The organism is Chitinophaga varians (genome assembly GCF_012641275.1).
Lineage (GTDB): Bacteria > Bacteroidota > Bacteroidia > Chitinophagales > Chitinophagaceae > Chitinophaga > Chitinophaga varians_A.
The window spans coordinates 2,937,252-2,961,043 of record NZ_JABAIA010000001.1 but is presented as its reverse complement, the minus strand read 5'-3'; the positions used below and the strand labels follow the sequence as shown (position 1 = coordinate 2,961,043).

Sequence of the window (23,792 nt, the reverse complement as noted above, 5' to 3'; positions counted from 1 at the left end):
ATTTATTGGGGATAACAACGTGCATCGGGGAAATGTTTGATAGCGGAGAACAAAAAAAATCCCGTTCCGGCAGTACCGGAACGGGATGTATAATTTAAGCGGGCAATGTTTATTTTACCAGCTTCAGTTCATTGATGATATTTTTAGCACCGCCCAGTTTTTCGATGCACCACAGCACATAGCGTACATCTACGCAGATAGTGCGGTTGTAATCAGCGTCGAACTGGATTTTGTGGCTCAGCGCTTCGTAGTTGCCGTCGAACGCGAGACCGATCAGTTCACCGTTGGCGTTGATCACAGGAGAGCCGGAGTTACCACCGGTGATGTCGTTGGTGGTAATGAAGCCTACTACGATATCGTTGCGTTTGGCATCTTTATACTGACCGAAATCTTTTTTATTGTACAGGTCTACATAGTTGGCCGGGAGATCAAATTCATAGTCGCCCGGAACATATTTCTCGATCACACCTTTCATGGTGGTCACGTAGTCGTAGTGTACCGCATCGCGTGGAGAGTACGGTTTCACCTGGCCATAAGAGAGGCGCATGGTGAAGTTGGCGTCCGGATATCTGTTACCGTTAGGCTGCATTTGCATGATGCCTTTCAGGTATTCGCGGCCCAGGTCATTGTTTTTCATCATGAACTGGGTGTACAGTGGCTGGTATTTACCGCCATAGTTTTTAATGAAAGTGCTGGCATAGTTAAATACCGGGTCATTTTGCAGGGTTACCGCGTCCGGGTTGGCGATGAAAGCTTTCCATTTAGCGTCATCGAAGATGATGGTATTGTTCATCAGGGAAGCTGCCCAGAGCTTCCAGGTATTATCTTCCTCGAGGCTGCCGAATTTGCTTTTTACGCTTTCAAAGTAGCCGGCAGGCTGTTGGTCTTTGGGCACGTCGTTGTAGAACATGTGGGCAGTAGCTGCCAGGATTTTCTGGTCACTGGGCTTATTTTCGCTTTCCAGGAAAGCCGTACGTGCTTTATCAGCAGCAGCAGCGGCCTGTTGTACGGCGTCTTTCGGCGCGCCAGGCGTTACCAATGCTTTCTCGAGTGCCATCAGGGAGGCTGCGTAAGCGGCTACCGGAGAACCCAGTACGCCTTCCATGAGGTATACGCGATGTTTGGCGTAGGGAGACCATGCTTTATAGGCAGCTGCGTAGTCGTTCATGATATTGGCAAATTCAGGTTTGTCCTGTGCCCATTTCGCGAAAGCAGCTTCATTTTTTTCTTTTTCTTCCATGACGTGGTGCTGTTTCAGCTGTTTGGTCTCGCCGTCAAAGAATTTCCAGTAGTTGGCGATACCGGCGTAGGAAGAAGCCAGTTGCAGTTTTACCGCCGGGTCTTTCACCATCTGCTCCATCATGGCTTTGAGCCTAACATCGCGCAGGTTCACCAGTGACGGGTTTTCCACTTCATTTTTCAGTTTGATGCCATAGGAAGTCTCGTAACGGTTGGTGCCGCCGGGGTAACCGAAGATCATGGCGTAATCATTTTCTTTCACGCCTTTGATAGATACCGGCAGGAAGTGTTTAGGCTTCAGGGGCACGTTATCTTTGGAGTAAGGTGCCGGTTTACCGTCTTTAGAGGCATATACACGGAAAATGGAGAAGTCGCCGGTGTGGCGGGGCCATTCCCAGTTATCCGTATCGCCGCCGAATTTACCCACGCTTTCAGGCGGAGTACCTACCAGGCGGATGTCTTTAAAGCGCTCGTATACAAAGAGGAGGTATTGGTTGCCTTTGAACATAGGTACTACTTTCGCTTCGTAGTCGGTACCGGTGGTCGCTTTGGTGATAATACCGGCATATGCGTCCTGTTCTTTTTTGGTCCTGTCGGCACCGCTGAGTCCTTTCAGCTGAGCTTCCACATCTTTGGTAACGTCTTCCACTTTCACGAGGAACTGGACAGACAGCATGGGGGAAGTGATTTCCTCCTGTTTATTTTTTGCGTAGAAACCGTTTTTGAGATAGTTGTGTTCTACTGAGCTGGCAGCAGCGATAGCGCCGTAGCCGCAGTGGTGGTTAGTGAAGATAAGGCCTTCATTGCTTACGATTTCACCGGTGCAGCCTCCCCCAAAGATCACGATCGCATCTTTCAGGGATGCTTTGTTGATGCTGTACAGCTGTTCCTTGGTTAGTTTAAGGCCTTTTTTGACCATGTCATTGTAGGTCTGCTGGCCCAGTAAATAAGGAAGCCACATGCCCTCGTCTGCTTTCGCCCATTTTATACTAACGCTAAGCAGCAAGAGCAAAACCAGTAGTTTTTTTCTCATATCAGTTTGGTTTTGTTATAATTGGTTTTGTTATAAAAGGACCTCAAACCTAGCTATTTTTTTGTTAACGGGCGCATGGATGGGGCATAATGAGTAGGATCTTCCCCGATAAACCGGTCTTTTTAAATTATATTAATGATTTATACATATTTTTTCCCTGTAAATAATATCTCCCGCAGGGTGAACAAAAAAACTGGAATATGTTTTGATAAAAGGGAGCAGCGCAATAGTGCGTGCCAAAAATTTCAGGGACCTGTATTTTCTAATTGTTTAAACTGTTTGATCATGAAAAAAATAATGTTAATAATGGGGATAGCGGCATTTTTGGCGTGCAATGAAAATAAGAAACAGCAGGAGAAGCGGGAGGAAATGCAGGAAGGTGCTGCTAAAGTAAAAGAAGACGTAAAAAATACCGCCAACAGCGCCGGAGATTATCTTAATGAACAGAAAAAACAGGCAGAAGATGCTATCCGGGAGCGGATCAGGCAGATAGACCAGACCAGTGAGGAATTGAAAAAAGAAGGCACGGAAAAAAGCAAAGAAGCGCGGAAGAAGCTGGAGAGCCTGAAAACAGAAATGAACAAAAAGATGAAAGACATCCAGGGCAGCAGCGCCAATGCGTGGGACAGCACCCGTAAGGCCGCTGATGAGCTGATGAAAAAGTCTGACAAAGAATGGACTGATTTCAAACAGGATTTCAAAGACCTGTTTAAACGCGATTCCGAGTAAGCCGTGTAAAATTCCTTATTCCTTGTTCCTTGAACATTAATCTTGTAATTTTACCCGTCTTAAACAGAACCGGATTTGCTACTATCTCATTATCAGGACGAATTATTGGAGGCTGGCTGCGATGAAGCTGGCAGAGGGTGCCTTGCGGGCCCTGTGTTTGCTGCGGCCGTGATATTACCACCGAAGTTCCGCCATCCGCTGCTCAATGATTCCAAACAGCTGACAGCAGCAGACCGGGACAAATTGCGTAAAGTAATTGAGAAAAAAGCGTTGTACTACGCTGTAGCCAGTGTAGACAATATTGAAATAGACAAGATAAACATACTGAAGGCCTCTTTCCGGGCGATGCACCTGGCATTGGAACAATTGAGCCGGCAACCGGAATTCATCATCATTGATGGTAACCGGTTTTATGCCTACGGCCAAACACCCTTTGCCTGTATTGTACAGGGAGACGGTAAATACGCATCCATTGCCGCGGCCTCTATTCTTGCCAAAACGTACCGTGATGAGTACATGCAGCGATTGCACCTGGAATATCCGCATTTTGGCTGGAATGAGAACAAAGGCTATCCGACCAGGCACCACCGCGAAGCGTTGCGGGCACACGGTGAATCACCGTATCACCGCAAGTCTTTCCGCCTGCTGCCTGATGAGCAATTGGAACTGGACCTATAGCCCCCGGCTGTTAGCTGCCTCCGTTAGCTGGTAATTACTGCTGACTGTGTGACTGCTAAAGGCGGTAAGGCCATCGTTAACCTTATACTTATTAATTTTGCCCTGTAGGGAACGATTATTATGCTAAAGCAGACACAACAGCAAAAGTTATTACAGAAGCTTTCACCACAGCAGATTCAGCTAATGAAGTTGCTGCAGGTGCCTACTGTCAACCTCGAAGAAAGGATTAAAGAAGAACTGGAAGAAAACCCTGCCCTCGAATACGGTGAAGACACGCACGAAGATGAATTCAAAGAGCAGGAAGATTTTGATGCCAAAACTGACAGTGAGGGTGATGAGGAAGACGATTTTGAGCCGGATGGCAGTGAAAGCGAATATGACAATATTGATATTTCTGAATATGTAAGTGACGGAGATGATGACGTGGCGGATTATAAACTGCGGGACGACAACTATCCCGATCCGGACGAGAGCAACAAAACCATTCCTATCCGGGTGGAAACATCCTTCCACGAACATCTTTTGAGCCAGCTGGGGATGCTCGAACTCGACGATCACCAGAACGCCATTGCCGAACACATTATCGGCAGCATTGACGATGATGGTTATCTGCGCCGGGAAGTGAGCGCGATGGTGGACGACCTCTCCTTCTCCCAGAACATAGACACTACCGAAGAAGAAATCCGGGAGCTGATCAAAAAGATCCAGGACTTTGATCCTGCCGGCGTATGCGCCACCGATCTGAAAGAGTGCCTGCTGCTGCAACTGAAACGGAAGCCGCAGGACGATGAAGGCGTACATACCGCCTACCTGATCCTCGAAAATTACTTCGACGAGTTTACCAAGAAACACTACGAAAAGATACAGAAAGCGTTGAGCCTGAGCGATGAAGGCCTGAAAGCCTCCATCAATCAGATTATCAAGCTGAATCCCAAGCCCGGCGGCAATTATGCCACGCTCAACAAGGCGGAGAGTTATGTATTGCCGGACTTTTTCATCATGAACAATGCCGGTAAACTGGAGCTGACGCTGAATTCCCGCAATGCGCCTGACCTGCGGATTTCCGGCGGCTATAGGGACATGCTGCGGGAATATGACCGCGGGGATAAAAAAGACAAGCGCCAGAAAGAGGCCGTGTTGTTTATCAAGCAGAAAATTGATGCCGCCAAATGGTTCATCGATGCCATCAAACAGCGGCAACACACGCTGCTATCCACCATGGAGTCTATCATGGACTATCAGCGGGAGTTTTTCCTGACCGGTGATGAAACCACGATGAAGCCGATGATCCTGAAGGACATTGCTGACCGTACCCAACTGGACATCTCCACGGTGAGCCGTGTGGCGAACAGTAAATATGTACAGACGGAATTCGGCACTTTCAAGCTGAAATTCTTTTTCTCCGAGTCCCTGTCTACCGACAGCGGAGAGGAAGTATCCACCCGCGAAGTGAAAAAGATTTTATCAGACCTGATAGAAGCGGAAAACAAGCGGAAGCCACTGAGTGACGAGAATCTTACCAAGATGCTGCAGGACAAGGGTTATAATATTGCCCGCCGTACGGTAGCCAAATACAGGGAACAGTTGAATATACCGGTTGCCCGTTTACGTAAAGAATTATAAGAACAAAATGATGCACGAACAAGCGTTACCGGAAAGTAACATGCGTACCGGTGAAGGTCCGGTATTTTCGCCCGCAGCCAGGTCGCTGGCGCAGGTTATCTCCTATATCACCCATCCGCTGTTTATCCCCACGCTGGTAACCTTTTTAATATTACAGTCCATTCCGGAATACATGGTGGCTTTTAAGCCGCTGAGCAAAAAATTTGCTTTTGACGTATTGTATTTCCGGGTGGTGGCGATCACCATATTTTTCCCTCTGCTGACCGTGCTGCTGGCCAAACAGCTGGGATTTGTAGGGTCTGTTTATATGAAAACGCAGCGGGAGCGGATCATTCCCTACGTGGCTATTATCATTTATTATTTCTGGGCTTTTTATACTTTTTTACAGGAAGGCCGTGCACCGCGGTTCTACACCGCTTTTTTCCTCGGCTCTTTTCTGGCAGTATCTATCTCCTTCATTACCAATAGTTTTATGAAGACCAGCCTGCACAGTATTGGCTGGGGCGGCGTAGTGGGTTTCCTGCTGGCGCTCATGTGGGGCATGCATATGAACGTGTCATTACCGCTGGTGATCACCTTTTTTGTGACGGGCCTGGTGGCTACCGCCAGGATGGTACTGAACGCCCATAATCCGGTGGAGATTTATACCGGCTTGTTTATTGGTATCATTACCCAACTGGCCGCGTGCTGGTTTCTGGTGATTTAATTCTTCCAACGGTAGCATACTCCCTGCCGGCTTTCTCTTTTCAGGAGAAAAACCCAACAAGGAATATGCTATGTTTTGGATGGGGAAAAAACTTTTTGGGGTTTACCTTAACAGCCGGACTGCTTATTCCGGTAACATGGATGCAAGGCCGCAAGGCAGGTTAACAAACAATCTAACAAACATCTGGGGTACAATCATCAACAACTAAACTTGACAATGCAAAAGTCCGATATTCTGCATTTAACCTCAAGAGTATAACTACGCTTTTTCAAAATGCAGTATTTCCCCCTGACCCTGTTATAAAAATTTTTTTCGCCGGGAGATGATTACGCACATTCAATGCGTAATGGCTTCGGATCTTTGTTATGTCGTTAGGGACAAGCGAAAAAGTGAGACCGAATACGATATAAATACTACTTTTTTTAGCATTGAAAATAAAATGCTAAAAAATTTAGGAAAATCAAAAAAAGGTTATAATTTAGCATTCCAGTTGGAGATATGCTTTTCGATTAAATTTGTAAAAAACAACTACAGATATGTCTACAGCCAATACAGAAAAACTGAAGGCGTTACGCCTTACAATGGATAAGATTGAGAAAGATTTCGGTAAGGGATCTGTGATGATGATGGGCGAAAAAGCAGAAGCTCCAATGGAAGTAATTTCTTCCGGTTCACTGGGGCTTGATATCGCACTGGGCATTGGCGGTTTTCCGAAAGGAAGGATTATTGAGATCTATGGTCCTGAATCTTCCGGTAAAACTACCGTAGCGATCCATACGATTGCTGAAGCACAGAAAAAAGGTGGTATTTGTGCCATTGTGGACGCGGAGCACGCCTTTGACAGCAGCTATGCCCGCAGACTGGGCGTGGATGTGGACTCTCTCCTGATTTCACAGCCAGACCATGGTGAGCAGGCGCTGGAAATTGCAGACCGTCTGATTTTATCCGGAGCAGTAGACGTAGTAGTAGTGGACTCTGTAGCCGCGCTGGTACCGAAAAGCGAACTGGAAGGTGAAATGGGAGAAAGTAAAATGGGCCTGCAGGCACGTTTGATGTCCCAGGCGCTGCGTAAGCTGACAGCCACCATCTCCAAAACCAACTGCTGCTGCATATTCATTAACCAGTTGCGTGAAAAAATCGGTGTTATGTTCGGTAACCCTGAAACCACTACCGGTGGTAACGCCCTGAAGTTTTATGCATCCGTAAGGCTGGACATCCGTCGTATGAGCCAGATTAAAGACGGTGACGAAGCGGTAGGTAACCGTGTAAAAGTGAAAGTGGTGAAAAACAAGGTGGCACCACCATTCCGCCAGGCTGAATTTGATATCATCTATGGTCAGGGTATCTCCAAAATGGGCGAGATCATCGACATGGGCGTAGAATACGGTATCATCCAGAAAAGCGGTAGCTGGTTCAGCTACGACTCCAATAAACTGGGCCAGGGCCGTGACGCAGTAAAACAATTACTGAGCGACAATCCGGAACTGTCCGCAGAAATCGAAGCAAAGATCAAACTGAAAATTGCGGAGAAACAAGAAGAGGCTTAATTATTATGTAAGCTGTACAAAATTAAATTTACTCTTTACTATACATACATAGAAGTTAGTTTTAGTTTTAGTAAGCATTGGGTTAGTATGCACTCCCCGCCTTATCCTGGGCGGGGATTTTTTTTGCCGGGAATCCCAGGGATGAAGGGCTGGAGCCCCTGGGCTACGATCTTGTTCAGTTTCTACTGGTGAGCAATGACTATTGAAGCCGGGAGCCATCATCTATCTCCCTTTACGAAAAGTGGCCGCAGTATATCATCAGAGACTCTCATTGAGCAACGGATGGTGAGCTACAGCTGCGATTTTCCCGCTAAGCGGCAACAGGGTGACTTTCCCGGCTACCACCCGGTTTATCCGGTTCTATAATTGCGCTGATTACTGATGTTCTTTCTATGTTTCAGGAAGGCAGCCCAGGAAAAACAAAAGCGGCCAACCAATTGGTCAGCCGCTTTATCTCAAACATTTTTTAAAACTTAGTGCTATCACTATATGAACCTGCCTTGCCGGCGGGCCTTCTAATCAGACTAGGCTTCAGCTTTCATGCTTTTTGCACTTCTCTTGCGCTCTTCTTCGTCCAGGATGGTTTTACGCATACGGATGAAGTTAGGCGTTACTTCGATGCACTCATCATGCTGGATGTATTCCATACATTCTTCCAGTGTCATCAGAATTTTAGGTGCGATATTAGCAGCGCCATCGCTACCGCTGGCGCGCATGTTGGTCAGTTTCTTGCCTTCGTTCGGGTTTACCACCAGATCGCCGGGTTTGTTGTTTTCACCGATGATCATGCCTTTGTACACTTCTTCTCCCGGATCTACGAAGAAAGAACCTCTGTCCTGTAATTTATCGAGGGAATAAGCAGTAGTGGAACCAGCTTCTTTAGCGATCAGCACACCGTTGTTACGGCCAGGGATGGCACCTTTCCAGGCTTTGTAATCATTGAAGCGGTGAGCCATTACAGCTTCGCCGGCAGTAGCGGTCAGCATTTGCGTACGCAGACCGATCAGACCACGGGAAGGAATTTCGAATTCCAGGTGTTGCATTTCACCTTTGGTTTCCATGATCAGCATTTCACCTTTACGGCGGGTTACCAGATCAATTACCTTGCTGGCGAATTCCTGCGGAACGTCTACCACCAGGGTTTCGTATGGTTCACATTTTTTACCGTCAATGTTTTTCACGATAACCTGCGGTTGACCTACAGTCAGCTCATACCCTTCACGACGCATGGTTTCGATCAATACGCCCAGGTGGAGGATACCACGGCCATATACCAGGAAGCTATCCGCACTGTCTGTATCTACTACACGCAGCGCCAGGTTCTTTTCGGTTTCTTTCACCAGACGGTCACGCAGGTGGCGGGAAGTAACGAACTTACCATCTTTACCAAAGAAAGGTGAGTTGTTGATGCCGAACAGCATGTTCATGGTAGGCTCGTCTACGCTGATCACCGCCAGTGCTTCCGGAGCTTCACCATCAGCGATGGTGTCACCAATATTAAAATCTTCGATACCAACAACGGCGCAGATGTCGCCGGCCAGTACCTTACTTACTTTTCTTTTACCTAAAGCTTCAAAGATGTACAGCTCACGTACCTTCTGTCTTTTAGCGGTACCGTCAGCCTGCATCAGGGTGATCCACTGATTTTCTTCGATAGAACCACGGGTAACTTTACCTACTGCGATACGACCGAGGAAAGAAGAATAATCCAGGGAAGTGATCTGCAGCTGCAGGTTACCTTCCGGGATTTTAGGAGCAGGAACGTGCTCGATGATACCATCCATCAGCGGCGTGATATCAGCGCATTGCTCCAGGGAAGAGTTGAACCAGCCATTTTTACCTGAACCGTAGAAGGTTGGGAAGTTCAGCTGCTCTTCAGTGGCGTCGAGGTTGAAGAACAATTCGAATACAGCATCGTGTACTTCATCAGGACGGCAGTTAGCTTTGTCCACTTTGTTGATCACCACGATCGGTTTCAGGTTCAGCTGTAAAGCTTTCTGCAACACAAAGCGGGTCTGTGGCATCGGGCCTTCAAAAGCGTCCACCAGCAGGATCACACCATCTGCCATTTTCAATACGCGCTCTACCTCACCTCCAAAGTCGGCGTGGCCCGGGGTATCGATCACATTAATTTTGGTGCCCTTGTATTCAACAGAAGCGTTCTTACTGAAAATGGTAATACCACGTTCTCTTTCAAGATCGTTGCTGTCCATGATCAGTTCGCCGGATTCCTGATTGGCCCGGAAAACGTTCGTCTGATGAAGAATTTTGTCAACCAGGGTAGTTTTACCATGGTCTACGTGTGCGATAATTGCAATATTACGAATGTTCATATACTTAATTCTTTAGCTATAAGCAGCTTGTAAGATTATAGCTCATAGCTGCAAAAATGAGGCGCAAAGGTACGAAAACCTGACGAGAATGAAGGATTCGTGCTTTAAATAAATGTAACCATTTAGTCACTTGTACAAATACCCCTGCAACAAATTCATTATCAACAAATTACAACATGTCATATTTCATCATGACGGAAACTGTCCTTAGCAGGCACATCCCGCCATCTTTGTGGCGGGAGATTTGATTTCCATCCTGATATAAATCTATCTGCATGAAACGTACCTTTTTCTTTCTGTTGCTGGCCTTCTACAGCTTTCATCTGTCACCACTACACGCACAAACAATTGCTACACAAGACATTATGCTTTCTTCCTATAAATACCCCTACCCCGTTCAGTATTTTAAATTCCAGGCACAGGGCCAACCCCTGACCATGGCTTACATGGACATACAGCCAACCCGGCCCAACGGCCAGACGGTAGTGCTGCTACATGGCAAAAATTTCTGTGGCGCCTACTGGGACAGCACCGCCGCCAGCCTCACCAACAACGGCTTCCGTGTTATCATCCCAGATCAGATAGGCTTCGGTAAATCCTCCAAACCGGCACACCTCCAATACAGTTTTCAGTTTTTAGCACAAAACACCAAAGCCCTCCTGGACACGCTCGATATCCACAAAGCCGCCATTCTCGGGCATTCCATGGGAGGAATGCTGGCTGTCCGCTTCGCCCTGATGTACCCCGATATCACCACTAAACTGATCCTGGAAAACCCCATCGGCCTGGAAGACTGGAAAGTGGTGGTTCCGTACCAATCTGTGGACAAATGGTACCACTCTGAGCTGAAACAGACCTACGACAAAATCAAACAATATCAACTGGATAATTATTACGCAGGACAATGGAAACCGGAATATGATAAATGGGCATCCCTCCAGGCCAGTTGGATTCACAGCCCCGACTACGCACAGGTAGCCTGGAACGCAGCGCTCACCTACGATATGATTTTCACGCAACCAGTGTATTATGAGCTTCCCAATATCCAGGCGCCTACCCTGCTGATTATTGGCCAGCGTGACCGTACTGCGTTGGGCAAAGCCAACGTAGCACCAGATATCCGTAAAACACTGGGCAATTACCCGGAGCTGGGAAAAGATGCGGCCAAACGCATTCCTCATGCAACGCTGATACCCATTGAAGACGTCGGGCACCTGCCTCACATAGAAGCCTATACGAAATTTATCACGCCATTACTGGACTTCCTGCTGCATTAGGGCAACCCGGCCAGGACGAAAAGAGGAGGACAATAAGGCTATTCTCCCATCAGTTTAACAACAAAATCCAGCGCGCTCTGATTCGCCGGATTATCAAGCGCATGGGCAATATCCAGCTTTTCCCGGGAAGTGAGATGCCAGGACAGTGCCGCGCCTTTGTCCTGTTTCTGTGGTACGTACTGGAAAATAATGCGATGGAATTTTTCAGGGAAATATCCCTCCATGAAATTGACCAGGTCATCCTGATCAAAATCCTGCATGGCGCTCCAATGCTGCTGCATCGTAAACAACGGCTCAAACAGCAGGTCACTGAGGTCTTTGGTCTTTTTGATCGGGGTAATATCGTTCTTGCGGGTGTCCCTGATCTGTATATACACCACCCCGCTGGTGTTTTCGTTGATCCACTTACTGAAAGTATAGAGATAACGCAGCGTTGTCTGTTGGCCGAAATTATCCCTGATACCGGCATCCATTACGTCTACAATGGGATTGCTGGGCAAAAAGGTATTGGGCAACACATAAGGGAAAGTGGCACACATCCGGATGGCACTGGTAACCCGCAGGTCCATGGCGTCCTGGTTGGCATAGTATTGCGCAAAATCAACGCCGTCGATATCGCGCACCTGCCTCGTGGGATACAGGTACTGCGGGCTGCACAGGTAGCTGACCGGCTGTGGCGAAATCATCAGCCGGCGCCCGTCTGCATTGATGGTGGCATTCCAGATCAGCATCGGGATCTCTGCATTTTGCTCCGGCGCTTTGTAGTCTCTCAGTACCTTATTCAGGGCATTGTCAGTGTTCTGGTTCAATTGCATTTCAAAGGCATAACCACGGTCTTTTGCATACCGTTTGTTGTCCATCGTGAAAGTGCGCCAGGGCGTGATAAAATCATTCACGGCCATGGCGCTGAATACAGAATTCAACAAGTCCCGCGAAACACGCTCGGTATAGATGCTGTCTGTTAACCGGATAGGTTTTCCCATCTGCTGCTGATAATACAGCTCTCTGAAATAACTGGCGCCCAACATGCCTCCAGACGCACCGCTCATCAGTACGGTATGTTTCATCAGTTGCCCCTTCAGGAGGCTGTCCAGCCGCTGCAGCACGTGGAGCGACCAGGTAGCGGAACGGCTGCCGCCGCCGCTGAAATTCAGCACGATCAGGCGTGGCTTTTTATTCCCCGGAAATTTGCTCCGCCATTTCTTCAGAATTCCGAGGGTCTGTAGCCTGTCTGCTTCATACCGCTCACGGGTAAAGAACCGCTGCAAAGCCTCCACACTATACTCCGGTCGCGCTTTTTTCTGCTGATAATCAAGTCCGTATGCCTTATTCCGGTTGTCTACCCAATTGTGCTCCACCATCCAGTTAAGCCCAAACAATAACACCAGCACTACCGGGATAGACCATGTCTGCAACAAATAAGAATAAGCGCCTGCCACGCCGATCAGAAAGGCGAAAAAGATCAGCACACTCGCGCCGGCAGGAATCCTGAATACTTCATAGTCCATCATATAGGCCAGTATCATCAAAAAAATCAAGGCACACCCCACCGTGATCATCGCGGCAAAGTGGTGCTGTTTGAGGATACTGTCGAGATAGTGTTTGTTGTAGTGGTCCACATTCCGTGCCCGGCGGATTTTAAAGGGCGTCGAGAAGTAGTTGTGCACGGGCAGCGCATTCTCGTCAGGCTCCTGTGTGGGCTTAAGGATTACCCGCAGGAAATTGCGCGGGTTGCCAAAACGTTTCTCCAGCCTTCGCCCAATGTTTTTATCGGCATTAAAAAAGTAAAAGAACCCGAAAAACACGATAAACAGGGCGCCACAGACAAATCCCTCTCCCAGCAACAGGATATCGGGAATGGTGCTGAGTTGTTCATATCGCTGGTACTGCCATCCGCGATAAATAAGACAGATAAAAAATGCCAGCGGGATCAGCGAGTTATTAAGGCAGTACCGGAAGAAAGGCTGAGAGGTGGTGGCCAGGAATTTAAACCGGCCGGTATGCAGGATGAAGGTAGTGATCTGCCAACTCATGATAAACATGCCGGTGGCCAGTCCGAGAATCGCCGTACTGTAGAAATTCACCTTTCCCAGGTATTCCGGCGCTAAAAAGAGCGCATCCCCCCCGAATACCTTGGCAAACCCGCCATTGATCGTGCTAAAAAGAATTACCCAGAAGATGAGCAACACCTGATATTTCCTGAAGTGCAGCAGGAGCAACTGAACAGGGAAAGAATAGTACGTTTTTATTAGGAATAGCTTCACCTTCATCAGACCGATAATTACTAATAAACCTACGTAAAAAATCAGTAATAATAAATAAGGGGCTCACGCAATGCATGAACCCCTTGTTTGTTATTGGTGGTCGTAATTAATCCTGTGGCGCTCTGCTGAGGTATAGTGTCCATACCAGCGAAAGCAATAGCAGCATACCTACGCACTGGTGAAGGATGCCGTAGGTGATCGGTATTTTCACCTGGCTGTTGAGCAGCGTAAGTACACCCAGCAGTACCTGCAGCAATACCAGCAGCAACGGCAGGTAACGGATAGCATGCAGCAGACTGTTAGCCGGTGTTTGCGCTGATTTCCACCACCATACGGCGATAAGAATGGTAATCAGGTAGGCAAGCCCGCGGTGTATAAACTGAATAGTGATGGTATTGTGTACGATATCTGTCAGAAAACCACCCTGGGAAAACATGCCCGCAGGCACCCAGGCACCATTAATGTCCGGCCAGGTATTGGCTACCAGTGCGGCATGCAGGCCCGCCATAAAAGCACCGTATATCAACTGTACTGTCACAAGGGCCAGTAGCCAGACGTTTAACCGTTTCAGGGAAGGAACCTGGAGGATTTCTTTACCAGGAACGCTGATTTTCAACGCGAACCAGAAGAGATAACACAGCAGCACCAACGCCGACATAAAGTGTATGGCCAGCCGGATATGGCTTACATAGAGGTTTTCATCGTTCAGACCGCTCCTTACCATGATCCAGCCGATAAGGCCCTGCAGGCCTCCGAGCACAAACAGCACAATCATCGGGTTGATCATCTCTTTGCTGATCTTCTTCTTAACAATGAAATAAATAAACGGTATAATAAATACCACTCCGATTAAACGCGCCCAGTCACGATGCAGCCACTCCCAGAAATAGATGAATTTAAAATCTGATAAAGTAAAGTGATTGTTGACGTATTTATATTGCGCAATCTGCTTATATCCGTCAAAGGCTTTCTGCCAGGCAGCTTCATTCATTGGCGGAAAAGCGCCCAACAAGGGTTGCCACTCTGTAATCGACAGGCCGGAGCCGGTTAACCGGGTCAGCCCTCCCAATAACACCTGGATCACCAGCATGCCCACTCCTATATACAGCCAGATGGCCACCGGGCGATTGTTCTTGATATCTACTGTTTCCATAAACGCTGCAAAAATAGTGAATTACGGCTCCCGAAATACTCACATTCTTTTAACAATCGCGTAATGTTCTGTTAACGCTGGCGTCGGAGCTTTGCATTGAAAATTAAACGGCATTAATTGTATTAGCTAATACTGCCCAAACAAGTAAAAAAGACAACACATTAAAAAAATAATGTCATGAAACAGTTTTGTTTTGTTTTAGTACCCAAAGTAACAATGATCGTATTAGCCACTATCCTCATCCCCTTTGTAACCATGCATGCACAGGAAAGATCTTTCGCCTACAACAACCGGTTTGTTGCAGAGCAGCCATCATCCGGCATTAAAAAGGATTTGGAAGTGGAAATCAGCCAGCCTGAAAAAGAAACGCTGAACTTCACCCTGGCAGTGATCAATCCGGAAAACGAAAAGTTGACTCTTTATATCAAAGATAGCTACAACAACACCCTTCACCGGGAAGTATTACCTGCAACTGTTAAATTTGAAGCACGCTACAATCTGCAATCTCTCGAAGATGGCCAGTACATCTTCGAAATCAGAAGCGGAAAAAACAAAGTAGCAGAAAAGGCCATCGGTATTAAAACACAGACCATGGTAAGCAGGCTCGTTTCCGTAGAAAAATAATATCGCAATATTACTTCTGATTTGGTTAATTGGTTATTTAAAATGCGAAGGAGATTATCGTCTGATAATCTCCTTCGCATTTTAGTCAATATCAAAATAACTACATTCCAGATGATTATGGCTTCATTGCTTCATATACCACATCCATCATCTTACCCCTTGTGTTGAGCGCTGACAGCTTGCTGTTGGAACCTCCGTTGGGATATACCCTGTTGCTCAGGAAGATGAACACCATTTTGCTGGCGGGATCTGCCCATACACAGGTACCGGTAAAGCCGGTATGGCCAAAGGTGGCGCCGGAAGTCAGTTTGGAAGGATAGCTTTCCCGGCGGGTATTATTATCTTTTTCCGGTTTGTCGAAGCCCAGCCCGCGGCGGCTGATGCTGCTGTTATAGGCAGTAAACAGCCTTACTGTTTCCGGTTTGATATACTGTACGCCTCCAAATGAGCCGTTATTCAGCAGCATCTGCATAATCACGCCCAGATCATGTGCATTGGAATACAGTCCTGCATGGCCGGCAACGCCACCCAGCATGGCTGCTCCGGGGTCGTGCACAAAACCACGCAGCAACTGCATCCGGAAGAAGTTTTCCCGCTCGGTAGGCACCAGCAAAGACAGCGGAAACCTGTCTCTGGGCAGAAAGCCGGTAGTGGCCAGCCCCAGTGGTTTATAAAACGTTTCCCGAACGTATTGGTCCAGCCTTTTCCCTGACACCTGCTCTACTACTTTGCCAAGGAATAAAAAATCCAGGTCGCTGTAAACATAGCCCTGATGAGGGGTTACCTTACTGTCGAGGATCTTTTTCCAGATGGAATCTACGTAACGATGGTCCATGAACATATTATCGGCGACCTGTACGGAATATAATTCGTCCGCTGTGCTATGATACAGGACCGTATCAGGCCGCCCATCGGGATATAAAGTTTCCTTGTAGAACGGAATAAAAGAAACAAGCCCTGCCTGATGCAGCAGTACGTCCCGTATTTTCAGTCCCGCTTTATCTGTGCCCTGTACAAAGGGCAGGTACTCCCCCAGCGTGCCGTCCAGGCTCACTTTTCCTTCATCATGCAACCGCATGATGGAAATGGTGGTGGCGCATACTTTGGTGACAGAAGCGAGATCGTAAACAGAACCGGGAGTAACCGGCTCCTGGCTGTTGTATTCATAATGACCGAAGGTACGGTTGTAAACTATCTTTCCGTCTTTCAGGGCCAGCACTTCGCAGCCGGGCGCAGCGCCACGGGCGATCATATCATTGGCAAGGGCGTCGATGCCGGCCAGACGGGCTTCATTCATCCCTGCTTCTGCTGGTGTGGCGGTAGGCAGATCGGTAAACAGGTTGACATCGTAAGAGATGCCTGTTCCTTCCGGCAGGCCCGGGCATACCGTTACCGGCAGTTTGCCTTTAGGGCCTAATTTACCAAACAGCAGGTCAGCCGCCACTTTCTGTGTGATGCTGTCATCTTCATAGGCCGCTACGATAGTGGGCGCATCGCACCAGTGCTGAATAGCGTATGGATTGCCAAACACCACGGTCGCGGAAGGCATTTCTGATTGCAGTTGTTTTACGATCAGGCGTTCAGCCAGCGACAGGCCAAAATTATTGGCCGGACGGCGGCTGAAGTTATGTACGCTGATGATCACCGCCTTATAATCACGCTGAATGCGGGAGATAATAGGTGCGATCTGTTGTACGGACTGCCGGGAAGTAAAGATAAAGGCATCGGTGCCGGGTTTATATGCTCTGACCGCGTCCAGGAAAGCATTGTTCCCGTCGGCGCCTACCGCGATCACGGCCAGTTTCTGCTGTGTCATGGCCGGAGAGAAAGGAATCAGTTTCTGGTCGTTTCTCACGAGCGTGATCGCTTTTTCCGCAATGCGGCGGGTCAGCGTATCAGTCATCGCGTTGAGGTCATTGGTCAGATTATTTGTTTCAATGCGTTGTGGTTTCCATAGACCTAAGTCATATTTGGCATGTAGAACCTTTTTAACGCGGGCGTCCACTTCCTGTTGGCTGATCTGCCCTTTTTTGATCGCTTTCATGATAGCGGATACGCTGCCGGAAGCGGTGGAAGGCAGGATCATGAGGTCGTTGCCTGCCAGCAGGGACTGTAAGGATTCCTGTCCCTTGGAGTAGAACTTGGCGATGCCTTTCATTTCAAGAGCATCGGTTACAATGAGGCCTTTGTAGCCCAGTTCATTTTTCAGCAGTTTGGTTACTGCTTTATAGGAAATGGAAGTGGGTGTATTGGGTTTGTTATCGATGGCGGGAATAAAGAGGTGCCCTACCATGACCGAGCCTACGCCTGCGGCGATGGCTTCCCGGAAGGGATACAGCTCAAGAGAGTCGAGCGCCTGCCGGCTTTTGTTGATAGAGGGCAGGTCGAAGTGGGAGTCCACATTGGTATCACCATGGCCGGGAAAGTGTTTGGCGCAGGCCATTACGCCGGTGGATTGCATGCCTCTGATGGCAGCAACGCCCAGACTGGCGACCTGGTATTTGTTCTCGCCGAAGGAGCGGTCGTTGATGACCGGGTTGTTCGGGTTATTGTTGATGTCCATATCGGGTGCGAAATCGAGATGGATGCCAATACGTTTACATTGTTCACCCATCACACGGCCGGCTTCATAAGCCAGGGCGGTATCGCGGGTGGCGCCGATCATCATGTTGCGGGGCAGGGAGGTTACGCTGTCCAGGCGCATGCCCAGGCCCCATTCGCCGTCTACAGATATCAGCAGCGGTACTTTGGAGATGGACTGGTAGTAGTTGGTCAGGTTAGCTTCCCGCAGGGGGCCGCCCTGGAAGAAGATCAGACCGCCGACTTTATTGTCGCGGATATCCTGGGCCACCGCATTGATGTGGTCCTGTCCCAGATTGGAATGAGCTCTGATGACGATGAGCTGCGCAATACGTTCTTCCGGTGTAAGAGATTGAAATACGCTGTCAACCCATTGAGAAGCCTTATCTTGTGGCTGGTGGGAGGTGGTGTTGATCTTCCTGTTCTTCTTTTTATTCATAACGCCGGGGGGCATAGGTATAGCGCTCCCAGTCATAAGCAAGCCCGTAAGTCCTGCAACCAGTATTTGTTTCCTCATGTCATAAACTTACAAATAATCAGGCAAGATTTCATTACCAGTGCCTGACTATCAAATAATTATTAAAAAATAGCATATGTTTTTGTCAAATCACCAGATATTCGTTAAATTAGAATATTCTATTGAAGATATTTTAGAGTTCCGCTATAAATATTAAAATATCTTTACTATTTTGTTCAAATCTTTTATATTTTTTAACCAATCGCAATTTTAATTACCAATACATTCAATTGTTTGTTATATTTGCATCCTTGCGAGTAAAGTAGATTTTAATAAAACATGGTCAATCTCATTTTATTTGGCCCTCCCGGCAGTGGTAAGGGTACACAAAGTACTAAGATAATAGATAAGTATGGGCTTATACATCTGTCCACCGGCGATTTGCTGCGTTCAGAGATAGCCAATAAAACTCCTCTGGGTATGGAAGCCACCAAGTTTATGGACCAGGGTCTGCTGGTACCGGACGAAGTGGTAATTGGGATGATCAGCTCCAAGCTGGACGCCAATCCGGAAGCCCGGGGTTTCATTTTTGACGGTTTCCCCCGGACTACTGCCCAGGCAGAAGCACTGGACAAACTGCTGGCGTTGAAGAAAACCGCCATCTCGGTGGTATTGTCCCTCGAAGTACCGGAAGATGAATTGATCAAACGTCTGCTGAACCGTGGCAAAACCTCCGGCCGCAGTGACGATTCCTCTGAAGACGTGGTAAAAGCCCGCATCGTGGAATATCACAATAAAACCGCGCCTGTAGCTGACCACTACGCCAAATTCGGTAAGTTTAAGAAAGTAAAGGGAGACGGCTCCGAAGCAGAAGTATTTGACCTGCTTTGCAAAGAGTTGAACGAGCTGGTAGCAGAAAAGGTATAACGGCCTTGTTCCGCCATTAGAAAGACACACATCACCTGATTATACGCGCAAAGATTGTAAGTTAGGAGCTTATGGTACCGGAAGTGTATCAAATTCGCTCAAACTTAACGATCTTTGCGTTTTATTTTCTGGCAGTAGCCATATTTGGTTTAAAATATCGATCCGTGGAAAAAGCGAACTTCGTAGATTATATCCGTGTATTTTGTAAGTCTGGTAAAGGCGGCGCAGGCAGTATGCATTTTATGCGTACTAAGTTTAATGCGATGGCCGGCCCCGACGGTGGTGATGGTGGCAGAGGCGGACACGTGATACTGAGAGGGAACGCTCAGTTATGGACCCTGTTGCACCTGCGCTGGCATAAAAACCTGTTGGCGGAAGATGGTGAAAACGGCAGCGGCGACAACTGTACCGGCCGCTTCGGAAAAGATATTATCATAGAAGTACCACTGGGCACTACAGCCAAAGACGAAGAAACAGGCCGCGTAGAAGCCGAAATTCTCTACGATGGCCAGGAAGTGATATGGATTCCCGGCGGCCAGGGCGGCCGCGGTAATGCCTACTTTAAATCGGCGACCAACCAAACGCCGGAATATGCCCAACCCGGTATGCCCGGGCAGGAAGGCTGGAAAGTTGTGGAACTGAAAGTACTGGCCGACGTAGGCCTGGTAGGTTTCCCCAACGCAGGCAAGTCCACCCTCCTTTCTACCATCACGGCCGCCAAACCCAAAGTGGCGGATTATGCTTTTACCACCCTCACCCCTCAACTGGGCATGGTAGCTTACCGTGACAATAAATCCTTTTGCATGGCAGACCTTCCGGGTATCATCGAAGGCGCCCATGAAGGTAAAGGACTGGGGCACCGATTTTTACGACACATTGAAAGAAACGCCGTATTATTATTCCTGATTCCGGCCGACAGCGCTGACCACCGCAAAGAGTTTGACGTGCTTGTCAATGAACTGGAACAGTATAATCCCGAGCTCCTGGATAAACAGTTTTTGCTGGCCATCAGTAAAAGCGATATGCTCGATGACGAACTGAAAGCCGCCATCGCAGCAGAATTGCCGGAAGATGTGCCGCATGTATTTATCTCCTCTGTCACCCAGCAGGGAATCTCTGAGCTGAAAGACGTGTTGTGGCAGGCCCTGACGGATAAAGACAACCAGATAAGTACAGCCGACACCGCCAGTGTCGAATAACTGACAGGGCCAGGGACATGTAATAACGCCAATGTTCGTTACACGATCCCACATACTATGAAAACACTGTTAAAGCTTGTTCTGCCGGCATCCCTGCTGATGACGGCCTGCCAACAATCAAAAACACCTGTTAAGGAAAGACCTGTCCAAATTGATACCATGCAGCTGATTGCCCTCCCGGCGCCATCGGCAGAGAAAGTCGCGTCCAATGAAGTATCTGTGGTGGCACGCGACAGTACTACGTATGTGCGTTTCGGTGACTGCTACTTTTCACTTGACTGGATTTCGGTAGACCAGCAGCGCAATGACTTTGAAAAACATCCTGACACCCTCTATTTTTCTCTCGCACCCAAACGCACTATAGAAGGCCAGATGCTGGCCATCACCACCGGCGAAGCGGAAAAAATAAAAGTATGGCAACGTTTTGAAACCAGCGCCCGTGTAGGCAGGCAGCTGCTCCGTCAATGGAAACACCACCGGAGCGAATGGGAACAACTGCGTCCGGAAGCCAGCAACTTCTTTATCTGCCGGAAATATACTTCCGCCCAGACCAACCAGCTGCCCGACGATGCCAGCCTCGAAAGCCTCCGGCAGCATGTTAAAAAACATTACGGCCAGGCACTCTTCAATCAGGTGGCCCAACTGGAAAAACTGCCGGAAGCCGTTATCAGCACCTATTATTTGAAGTTCAACGGCACCCTGCGCAACTCCCCTATCAAAATCAATAAGCTACTGATCATCCAGGTGACGCCATAAATAAAAGAGAACCGGCAATGCAGACGCATCACCGGTTCATATCAATCGGCTGTACTTAACAGAACAGGGTTTTTCAGTTCCGGTGGATTAAATAACATAGCGGTGCACAGGCAATTCGCAAAATGATGTCCCACCAGAACAGGATAGTTAATGCAGCTCTTACACCCTTCCCAGAAACGGGTGTCAGTAGTAATTTCGGAGTATGTGACCGGCTTGAATCCCAGCCGGCTGTTTAATTTCATCACCGGCAAACCGGTGGTGATACTGAAAAGTTTTGCAGATGGATATAAAAAACGACTTAACTCGAATATTTTCTTTTTGATGGCTGCCGCCACTTTCAGTCCCCTGAACTCGGGCGCCACTATCAGGCCGCTGTTAGACACAAAATCGTCATTCTGCCAGGCCTGTATATAAGAGAACCCGGCCCAGAAACCACTTTTCGTAAAAGCGATGACTGCATTGCCCTGCAGGATCTTCTTTTTGATATCCATCGGGTTCCGTTTGGCAATACCGGTACCCCTGGCTTTAGCGGAAGCTTCCATCTCCGCTACAATAGGCAGCGCAAAGTCCACGTCTTCCGGAGTCGCTACCCTGACAATTATCTCCTCATCTGTTTCCATTGTAAATGAGTTGTTGCTGTATGTAAAGACCATAAATCGTATCCGGTATCAGGCCATATATCCTGATCCGGTTGGCGGCATCGCCCAGCGGCACTTTACTGAGTACCGGTACAAATACCCGGGTGATAGCCCCTTTTACCACTTCGTTACCGCGTTCATATAGTTTGCCGGCCAGCTGAAGGCATTTTCCCGCTATCGCGAAATTCTGCTCCCGTAGCTGTTTGTCGGTGTATTCACTGAAACATCCTACGGTGTCGTATATGTGAAATATCGCCGGAAACTGATGAAGGGCTTTTTTAAGTGCCGGTATATGATCTTCTATATAGGCCGGCACTTCGTATTGGTTTATCATGGCTGATCGTTGTTACTGTATAGGGTGTGCCAAACGGTGTTCCACAAACCGCATTAAAACGTTAAAGTGCAGCAGGGCAAGGAGTTTTAACAATTATGATGAGGATGCCAGGCGGCAAAAGCCTTCCGTTTCTGCATGGTGTTTTTCAAAAAATGCAAGGGCAGCAACGACCATAAACAAAAAAGCCTGGTGCTGTAAGTGGCACCAGGCTTATGTTTTATTATCTTTTCCGGTAAAATCAGGCAGCCGCGAGTGGCGGGCTGACGCTGCGTTTGTTTTTAGCCGCTTTCTTTTTCTTCATGGTCCTGTTGATCCACAGGATAGTGCCGGTAGTGGGGAAAGTAGCGCCCAGCAAAGCCAGCAGCAGTGCAAAAATTTTAGAGGGCAGCCCAAAAACAGAACCGGTATGTAACGGTTTGATAAGGCCACGTACTTTCTGGCCAAGGTTCCTTTCGCTGAAGGTTTGGGATTTCAGCACCTGGCCACTGAACTGGTCCAGGTAATAACTGGTGGTAGCGGCTTCATTGAGTGCCCCGGCAGGTAGCAGGGTCACCTGTATGGAAGCCTCCTTGTCTTTCGGCATGGCCACTGCATAATATTGCGCATCAGGCACCTGCTGTTTTACCTGTGCCAAAGCAGCCTCGTAGGAAACATTGTTAACCGTTTCCTGTGCAGGCACCGATGCCGGCGCCTCCATTGGTTTGGGAGAAGTGCCCAGGGCGGCAAACAGTCCTTTATTGAACCATTCGAACGACCAGGTAAGGCCGGTAAACACCGATACAAAAAGGAAAATGCTGACATAAAAGCCCAGCACAATGTGCATATCATGGTTCAACCGTTTCCAGCCGCCGTCCCATTTTACTTTAAGGCGCTGTTGCAGGATCTTACGGGTTTTGGGCCACCATAATATAATGCCGGTGATGAGGATAAAAAGAAATATCAGGGTGCTGATGCCGGTGATCAGTTTGCCGGTATCTCCGGCCAGCAGCCAGCGGTGCAGGGAAAATACCTGATAGTAGAATGTTTGCTGGTAGCTGTAAAGTTCTATCACCTTACCGGTGTAGGGGTTGACAAAAGCGGTACGGCCTTTTCCTTTTTTGGGTTCTTTTCCCCCTTTACCTTCCTTACCCGCCGGCTTCATTTCTTTGCCGGCGTCTTTTTTACCTTCCGCGCGCGCATCTTTGCCTGCTGCTTTTTTATCGCCTTTTTTACCCTCGTCCAGCTGCACGGCCAGTGAACGGGCAGGGTCCGCATATACCTGTATACGGGAGATACCCGCGCCAGGCACCTGCTGCTTCACCATTTCAGCGATCTGGTCCAGCGGTAACCTTTCTTTCTCCGGCTGTACGTAATAACGGCTGTGATTAAACGCCTCCGTCAGCTCCTTTTCAAATACCAGTAAAGCACCGGTCAGGCAACTGATGGTAATAACCAGGCCTGCCGCCAGCCCCAGGTATAAGTGAATACGGCGAAAAAAGACTTTCATATCAGATTGATCCAACCACAAAAGAACGGTCCTTCACGCGGAATATACCCGCGAAAAGGGAAAAAGATTTACGCAATCCGGAAAATTTCCGCGTAAAGGTTTTAAAAGCCCCGACTTTGATGTAATAAGAACACAAAGGAGCGGAGATCACATCTTCCTGATATATTAAATAGAAGGTGGTCTTCGCTCCTTTGCGTTCTTAATAATAT

At 48.1% G+C, this 23,792-nt stretch carries 18 protein-coding genes; 10 read left to right on the top strand and 8 right to left on the bottom strand.

The annotated features are described in order from the left end of the window. Window positions 1-109 precede the first annotated feature (109 nt). Entirely contained in the window at window positions 110-2,272 is a 2,163-nt protein-coding gene (locus HGH92_RS12085) for a S46 family peptidase (RefSeq protein WP_168870966.1), read from the bottom strand. A 285-nt stretch (window positions 2,273-2,557) separates the two neighbouring features. Between HGH92_RS12085 and HGH92_RS12080 the strand changes: the two genes are divergently transcribed. From HGH92_RS12080 to recA, 5 genes are all read left to right on the top strand, one after another. Beyond that, on the top strand, window positions 2,558-3,001 hold the full coding sequence (locus HGH92_RS12080) for a hypothetical protein (protein ID WP_168870965.1): 444 nt from the start codon (window positions 2,558-2,560) through the stop codon (window positions 2,999-3,001). A 75-nt stretch (window positions 3,002-3,076) separates the two neighbouring features. Then, complete coding sequence (locus HGH92_RS12075) at window positions 3,077-3,679, top strand: ribonuclease HII (RefSeq protein ID WP_168870964.1); 603 nt, start codon at window positions 3,077-3,079, stop codon at window positions 3,677-3,679. 120 nt (window positions 3,680-3,799) lie between these two features. After that, window positions 3,800-5,302 (top strand): RNA polymerase factor sigma-54, encoded by a 1,503-nt coding sequence (rpoN, locus tag HGH92_RS12070; protein WP_168870963.1) that lies wholly within the window; start codon window positions 3,800-3,802, stop codon window positions 5,300-5,302. Between the two features lie 7 nt (window positions 5,303-5,309). Continuing rightward, window positions 5,310-6,008, top strand: a complete 699-nt coding sequence (locus HGH92_RS12065; RefSeq protein ID WP_168870962.1) for a hypothetical protein — start codon at window positions 5,310-5,312, stop codon at window positions 6,006-6,008. Window positions 6,009-6,544: 536 nt separating this feature from the next. Beyond that, window positions 6,545-7,555, top strand: coding sequence for a recombinase RecA (gene recA / locus HGH92_RS12060; protein WP_168870961.1), 1,011 nt, complete (start codon window positions 6,545-6,547; stop codon window positions 7,553-7,555). A 524-nt stretch (window positions 7,556-8,079) separates the two neighbouring features. Here recA and typA read toward each other — a convergent pair. Beyond that, complete coding sequence (gene typA, locus HGH92_RS12055) at window positions 8,080-9,888, bottom strand: translational GTPase TypA (protein WP_168870960.1); 1,809 nt, start codon at window positions 9,886-9,888, stop codon at window positions 8,080-8,082. 275 nt (window positions 9,889-10,163) lie between these two features. Here typA and HGH92_RS12050 point away from each other — a divergent pair, with 275 nt between their 5' ends. Beyond that, complete coding sequence (locus HGH92_RS12050) at window positions 10,164-11,165, top strand: alpha/beta fold hydrolase (RefSeq protein WP_168870959.1); 1,002 nt, start codon at window positions 10,164-10,166, stop codon at window positions 11,163-11,165. 38 nt (window positions 11,166-11,203) lie between these two features. On the opposite strand, the gene HGH92_RS12045 is transcribed toward HGH92_RS12050, so the two are convergent. Both HGH92_RS12045 and HGH92_RS12040 read right to left on the bottom strand, forming a co-directional pair. Then, entirely contained in the window at window positions 11,204-13,435 is a 2,232-nt protein-coding gene (locus tag HGH92_RS12045; RefSeq protein WP_168870958.1) for a patatin-like phospholipase family protein, read from the bottom strand. 100 nt (window positions 13,436-13,535) lie between these two features. Beyond that, window positions 13,536-14,582 (bottom strand): COX15/CtaA family protein, encoded by a 1,047-nt coding sequence (locus HGH92_RS12040; RefSeq protein WP_168870957.1) that lies wholly within the window; start codon window positions 14,580-14,582, stop codon window positions 13,536-13,538. A gap of 177 nt (window positions 14,583-14,759) precedes the next feature. On the opposite strand from HGH92_RS12040, the gene HGH92_RS12035 reads away from it, so the two are divergent. Further along, window positions 14,760-15,206, top strand: a complete 447-nt coding sequence (locus HGH92_RS12035) for a hypothetical protein (RefSeq protein WP_168870956.1) — start codon at window positions 14,760-14,762, stop codon at window positions 15,204-15,206. 115 nt (window positions 15,207-15,321) lie between these two features. Here HGH92_RS12035 and HGH92_RS12030 read toward each other — a convergent pair whose 3' ends face one another. Beyond that, window positions 15,322-18,225, bottom strand: a complete 2,904-nt coding sequence (locus HGH92_RS12030) for a glycoside hydrolase family 3 N-terminal domain-containing protein (RefSeq protein WP_247654872.1) — start codon at window positions 18,223-18,225, stop codon at window positions 15,322-15,324. A 357-nt stretch (window positions 18,226-18,582) separates the two neighbouring features. Here HGH92_RS12030 and HGH92_RS12025 point away from each other — a divergent pair, with 357 nt between their 5' ends. The 3 genes from HGH92_RS12025 (at window position 18,583) to HGH92_RS12015 (ending at window position 21,125) form a co-directional block, all read left to right on the top strand. Next, on the top strand, window positions 18,583-19,170 hold the full coding sequence (locus HGH92_RS12025; RefSeq protein WP_168870954.1) for an adenylate kinase: 588 nt from the start codon (window positions 18,583-18,585) through the stop codon (window positions 19,168-19,170). Window positions 19,171-19,334: 164 nt separating this feature from the next. Then, window positions 19,335-20,369 (top strand): GTPase ObgE, encoded by a 1,035-nt coding sequence (gene obgE / locus HGH92_RS12020; RefSeq protein WP_317166392.1) that lies wholly within the window; start codon window positions 19,335-19,337, stop codon window positions 20,367-20,369. Between the two features lie 57 nt (window positions 20,370-20,426). Beyond that, window positions 20,427-21,125 (top strand): hypothetical protein, encoded by a 699-nt coding sequence (locus HGH92_RS12015; protein ID WP_168870952.1) that lies wholly within the window; start codon window positions 20,427-20,429, stop codon window positions 21,123-21,125. A gap of 41 nt (window positions 21,126-21,166) precedes the next feature. On the opposite strand, the gene HGH92_RS12010 is transcribed toward HGH92_RS12015, so the two are convergent. From HGH92_RS12010 to HGH92_RS12000, 3 genes are all read right to left on the bottom strand, one after another. Next, on the bottom strand, window positions 21,167-21,745 hold the full coding sequence (locus tag HGH92_RS12010; RefSeq protein ID WP_168870951.1) for an N-acetyltransferase: 579 nt from the start codon (window positions 21,743-21,745) through the stop codon (window positions 21,167-21,169). Then, on the bottom strand, window positions 21,732-22,097 hold the full coding sequence (locus HGH92_RS12005) for a hypothetical protein (protein WP_168870950.1): 366 nt from the start codon (window positions 22,095-22,097) through the stop codon (window positions 21,732-21,734). Before HGH92_RS12005 ends, HGH92_RS12010 begins: the two co-directional genes overlap by 14 nt. A gap of 238 nt (window positions 22,098-22,335) precedes the next feature. After that, entirely contained in the window at window positions 22,336-23,583 is a 1,248-nt protein-coding gene (locus tag HGH92_RS12000; RefSeq protein ID WP_168870949.1) for a PepSY-associated TM helix domain-containing protein, read from the bottom strand. Between the last annotated feature and the right edge of the window lie 209 nt (window positions 23,584-23,792).

What these genes read in the sequence shown, in the direction of transcription:
- HGH92_RS12085 (WP_168870966.1), bottom strand. Translation starts at nt 2,272, where the DNA reads ATGAGAAAAAAACTACTGGTTTTGCTCTTGCTGCTTAGCGTTAGTATA.
- HGH92_RS12080 (WP_168870965.1), top strand. Translation starts at nt 2,558, where the DNA reads ATGAAAAAAATAATGTTAATAATGGGGATAGCGGCATTTTTGGCGTGC.
- rpoN (WP_168870963.1), top strand. Translation starts at nt 3,800, where the DNA reads ATGCTAAAGCAGACACAACAGCAAAAGTTATTACAGAAGCTTTCACCA.
- HGH92_RS12065 (WP_168870962.1), top strand. Translation starts at nt 5,310, where the DNA reads ATGATGCACGAACAAGCGTTACCGGAAAGTAACATGCGTACCGGTGAA.
- recA (WP_168870961.1), top strand. Translation starts at nt 6,545, where the DNA reads ATGTCTACAGCCAATACAGAAAAACTGAAGGCGTTACGCCTTACAATG.
- typA (WP_168870960.1), bottom strand. Translation starts at nt 9,888, where the DNA reads ATGAACATTCGTAATATTGCAATTATCGCACACGTAGACCATGGTAAA.
- HGH92_RS12050 (WP_168870959.1), top strand. Translation starts at nt 10,164, where the DNA reads ATGAAACGTACCTTTTTCTTTCTGTTGCTGGCCTTCTACAGCTTTCAT.
- HGH92_RS12045 (WP_168870958.1), bottom strand. Translation starts at nt 13,435, where the DNA reads ATGAAGGTGAAGCTATTCCTAATAAAAACGTACTATTCTTTCCCTGTT.
- HGH92_RS12040 (WP_168870957.1), bottom strand. Translation starts at nt 14,582, where the DNA reads ATGGAAACAGTAGATATCAAGAACAATCGCCCGGTGGCCATCTGGCTG.
- HGH92_RS12035 (WP_168870956.1), top strand. Translation starts at nt 14,760, where the DNA reads ATGAAACAGTTTTGTTTTGTTTTAGTACCCAAAGTAACAATGATCGTA.
- HGH92_RS12030 (WP_247654872.1), bottom strand. Translation starts at nt 18,225, where the DNA reads ATGAATAAAAAGAAGAACAGGAAGATCAACACCACCTCCCACCAGCCA.
- HGH92_RS12025 (WP_168870954.1), top strand. Translation starts at nt 18,583, where the DNA reads ATGGTCAATCTCATTTTATTTGGCCCTCCCGGCAGTGGTAAGGGTACA.
- HGH92_RS12015 (WP_168870952.1), top strand. Translation starts at nt 20,427, where the DNA reads ATGAAAACACTGTTAAAGCTTGTTCTGCCGGCATCCCTGCTGATGACG.
- HGH92_RS12010 (WP_168870951.1), bottom strand. Translation starts at nt 21,745, where the DNA reads ATGGAAACAGATGAGGAGATAATTGTCAGGGTAGCGACTCCGGAAGAC.
- HGH92_RS12005 (WP_168870950.1), bottom strand. Translation starts at nt 22,097, where the DNA reads ATGATAAACCAATACGAAGTGCCGGCCTATATAGAAGATCATATACCG.
- HGH92_RS12000 (WP_168870949.1), bottom strand. Translation starts at nt 23,583, where the DNA reads ATGAAAGTCTTTTTTCGCCGTATTCACTTATACCTGGGGCTGGCGGCA.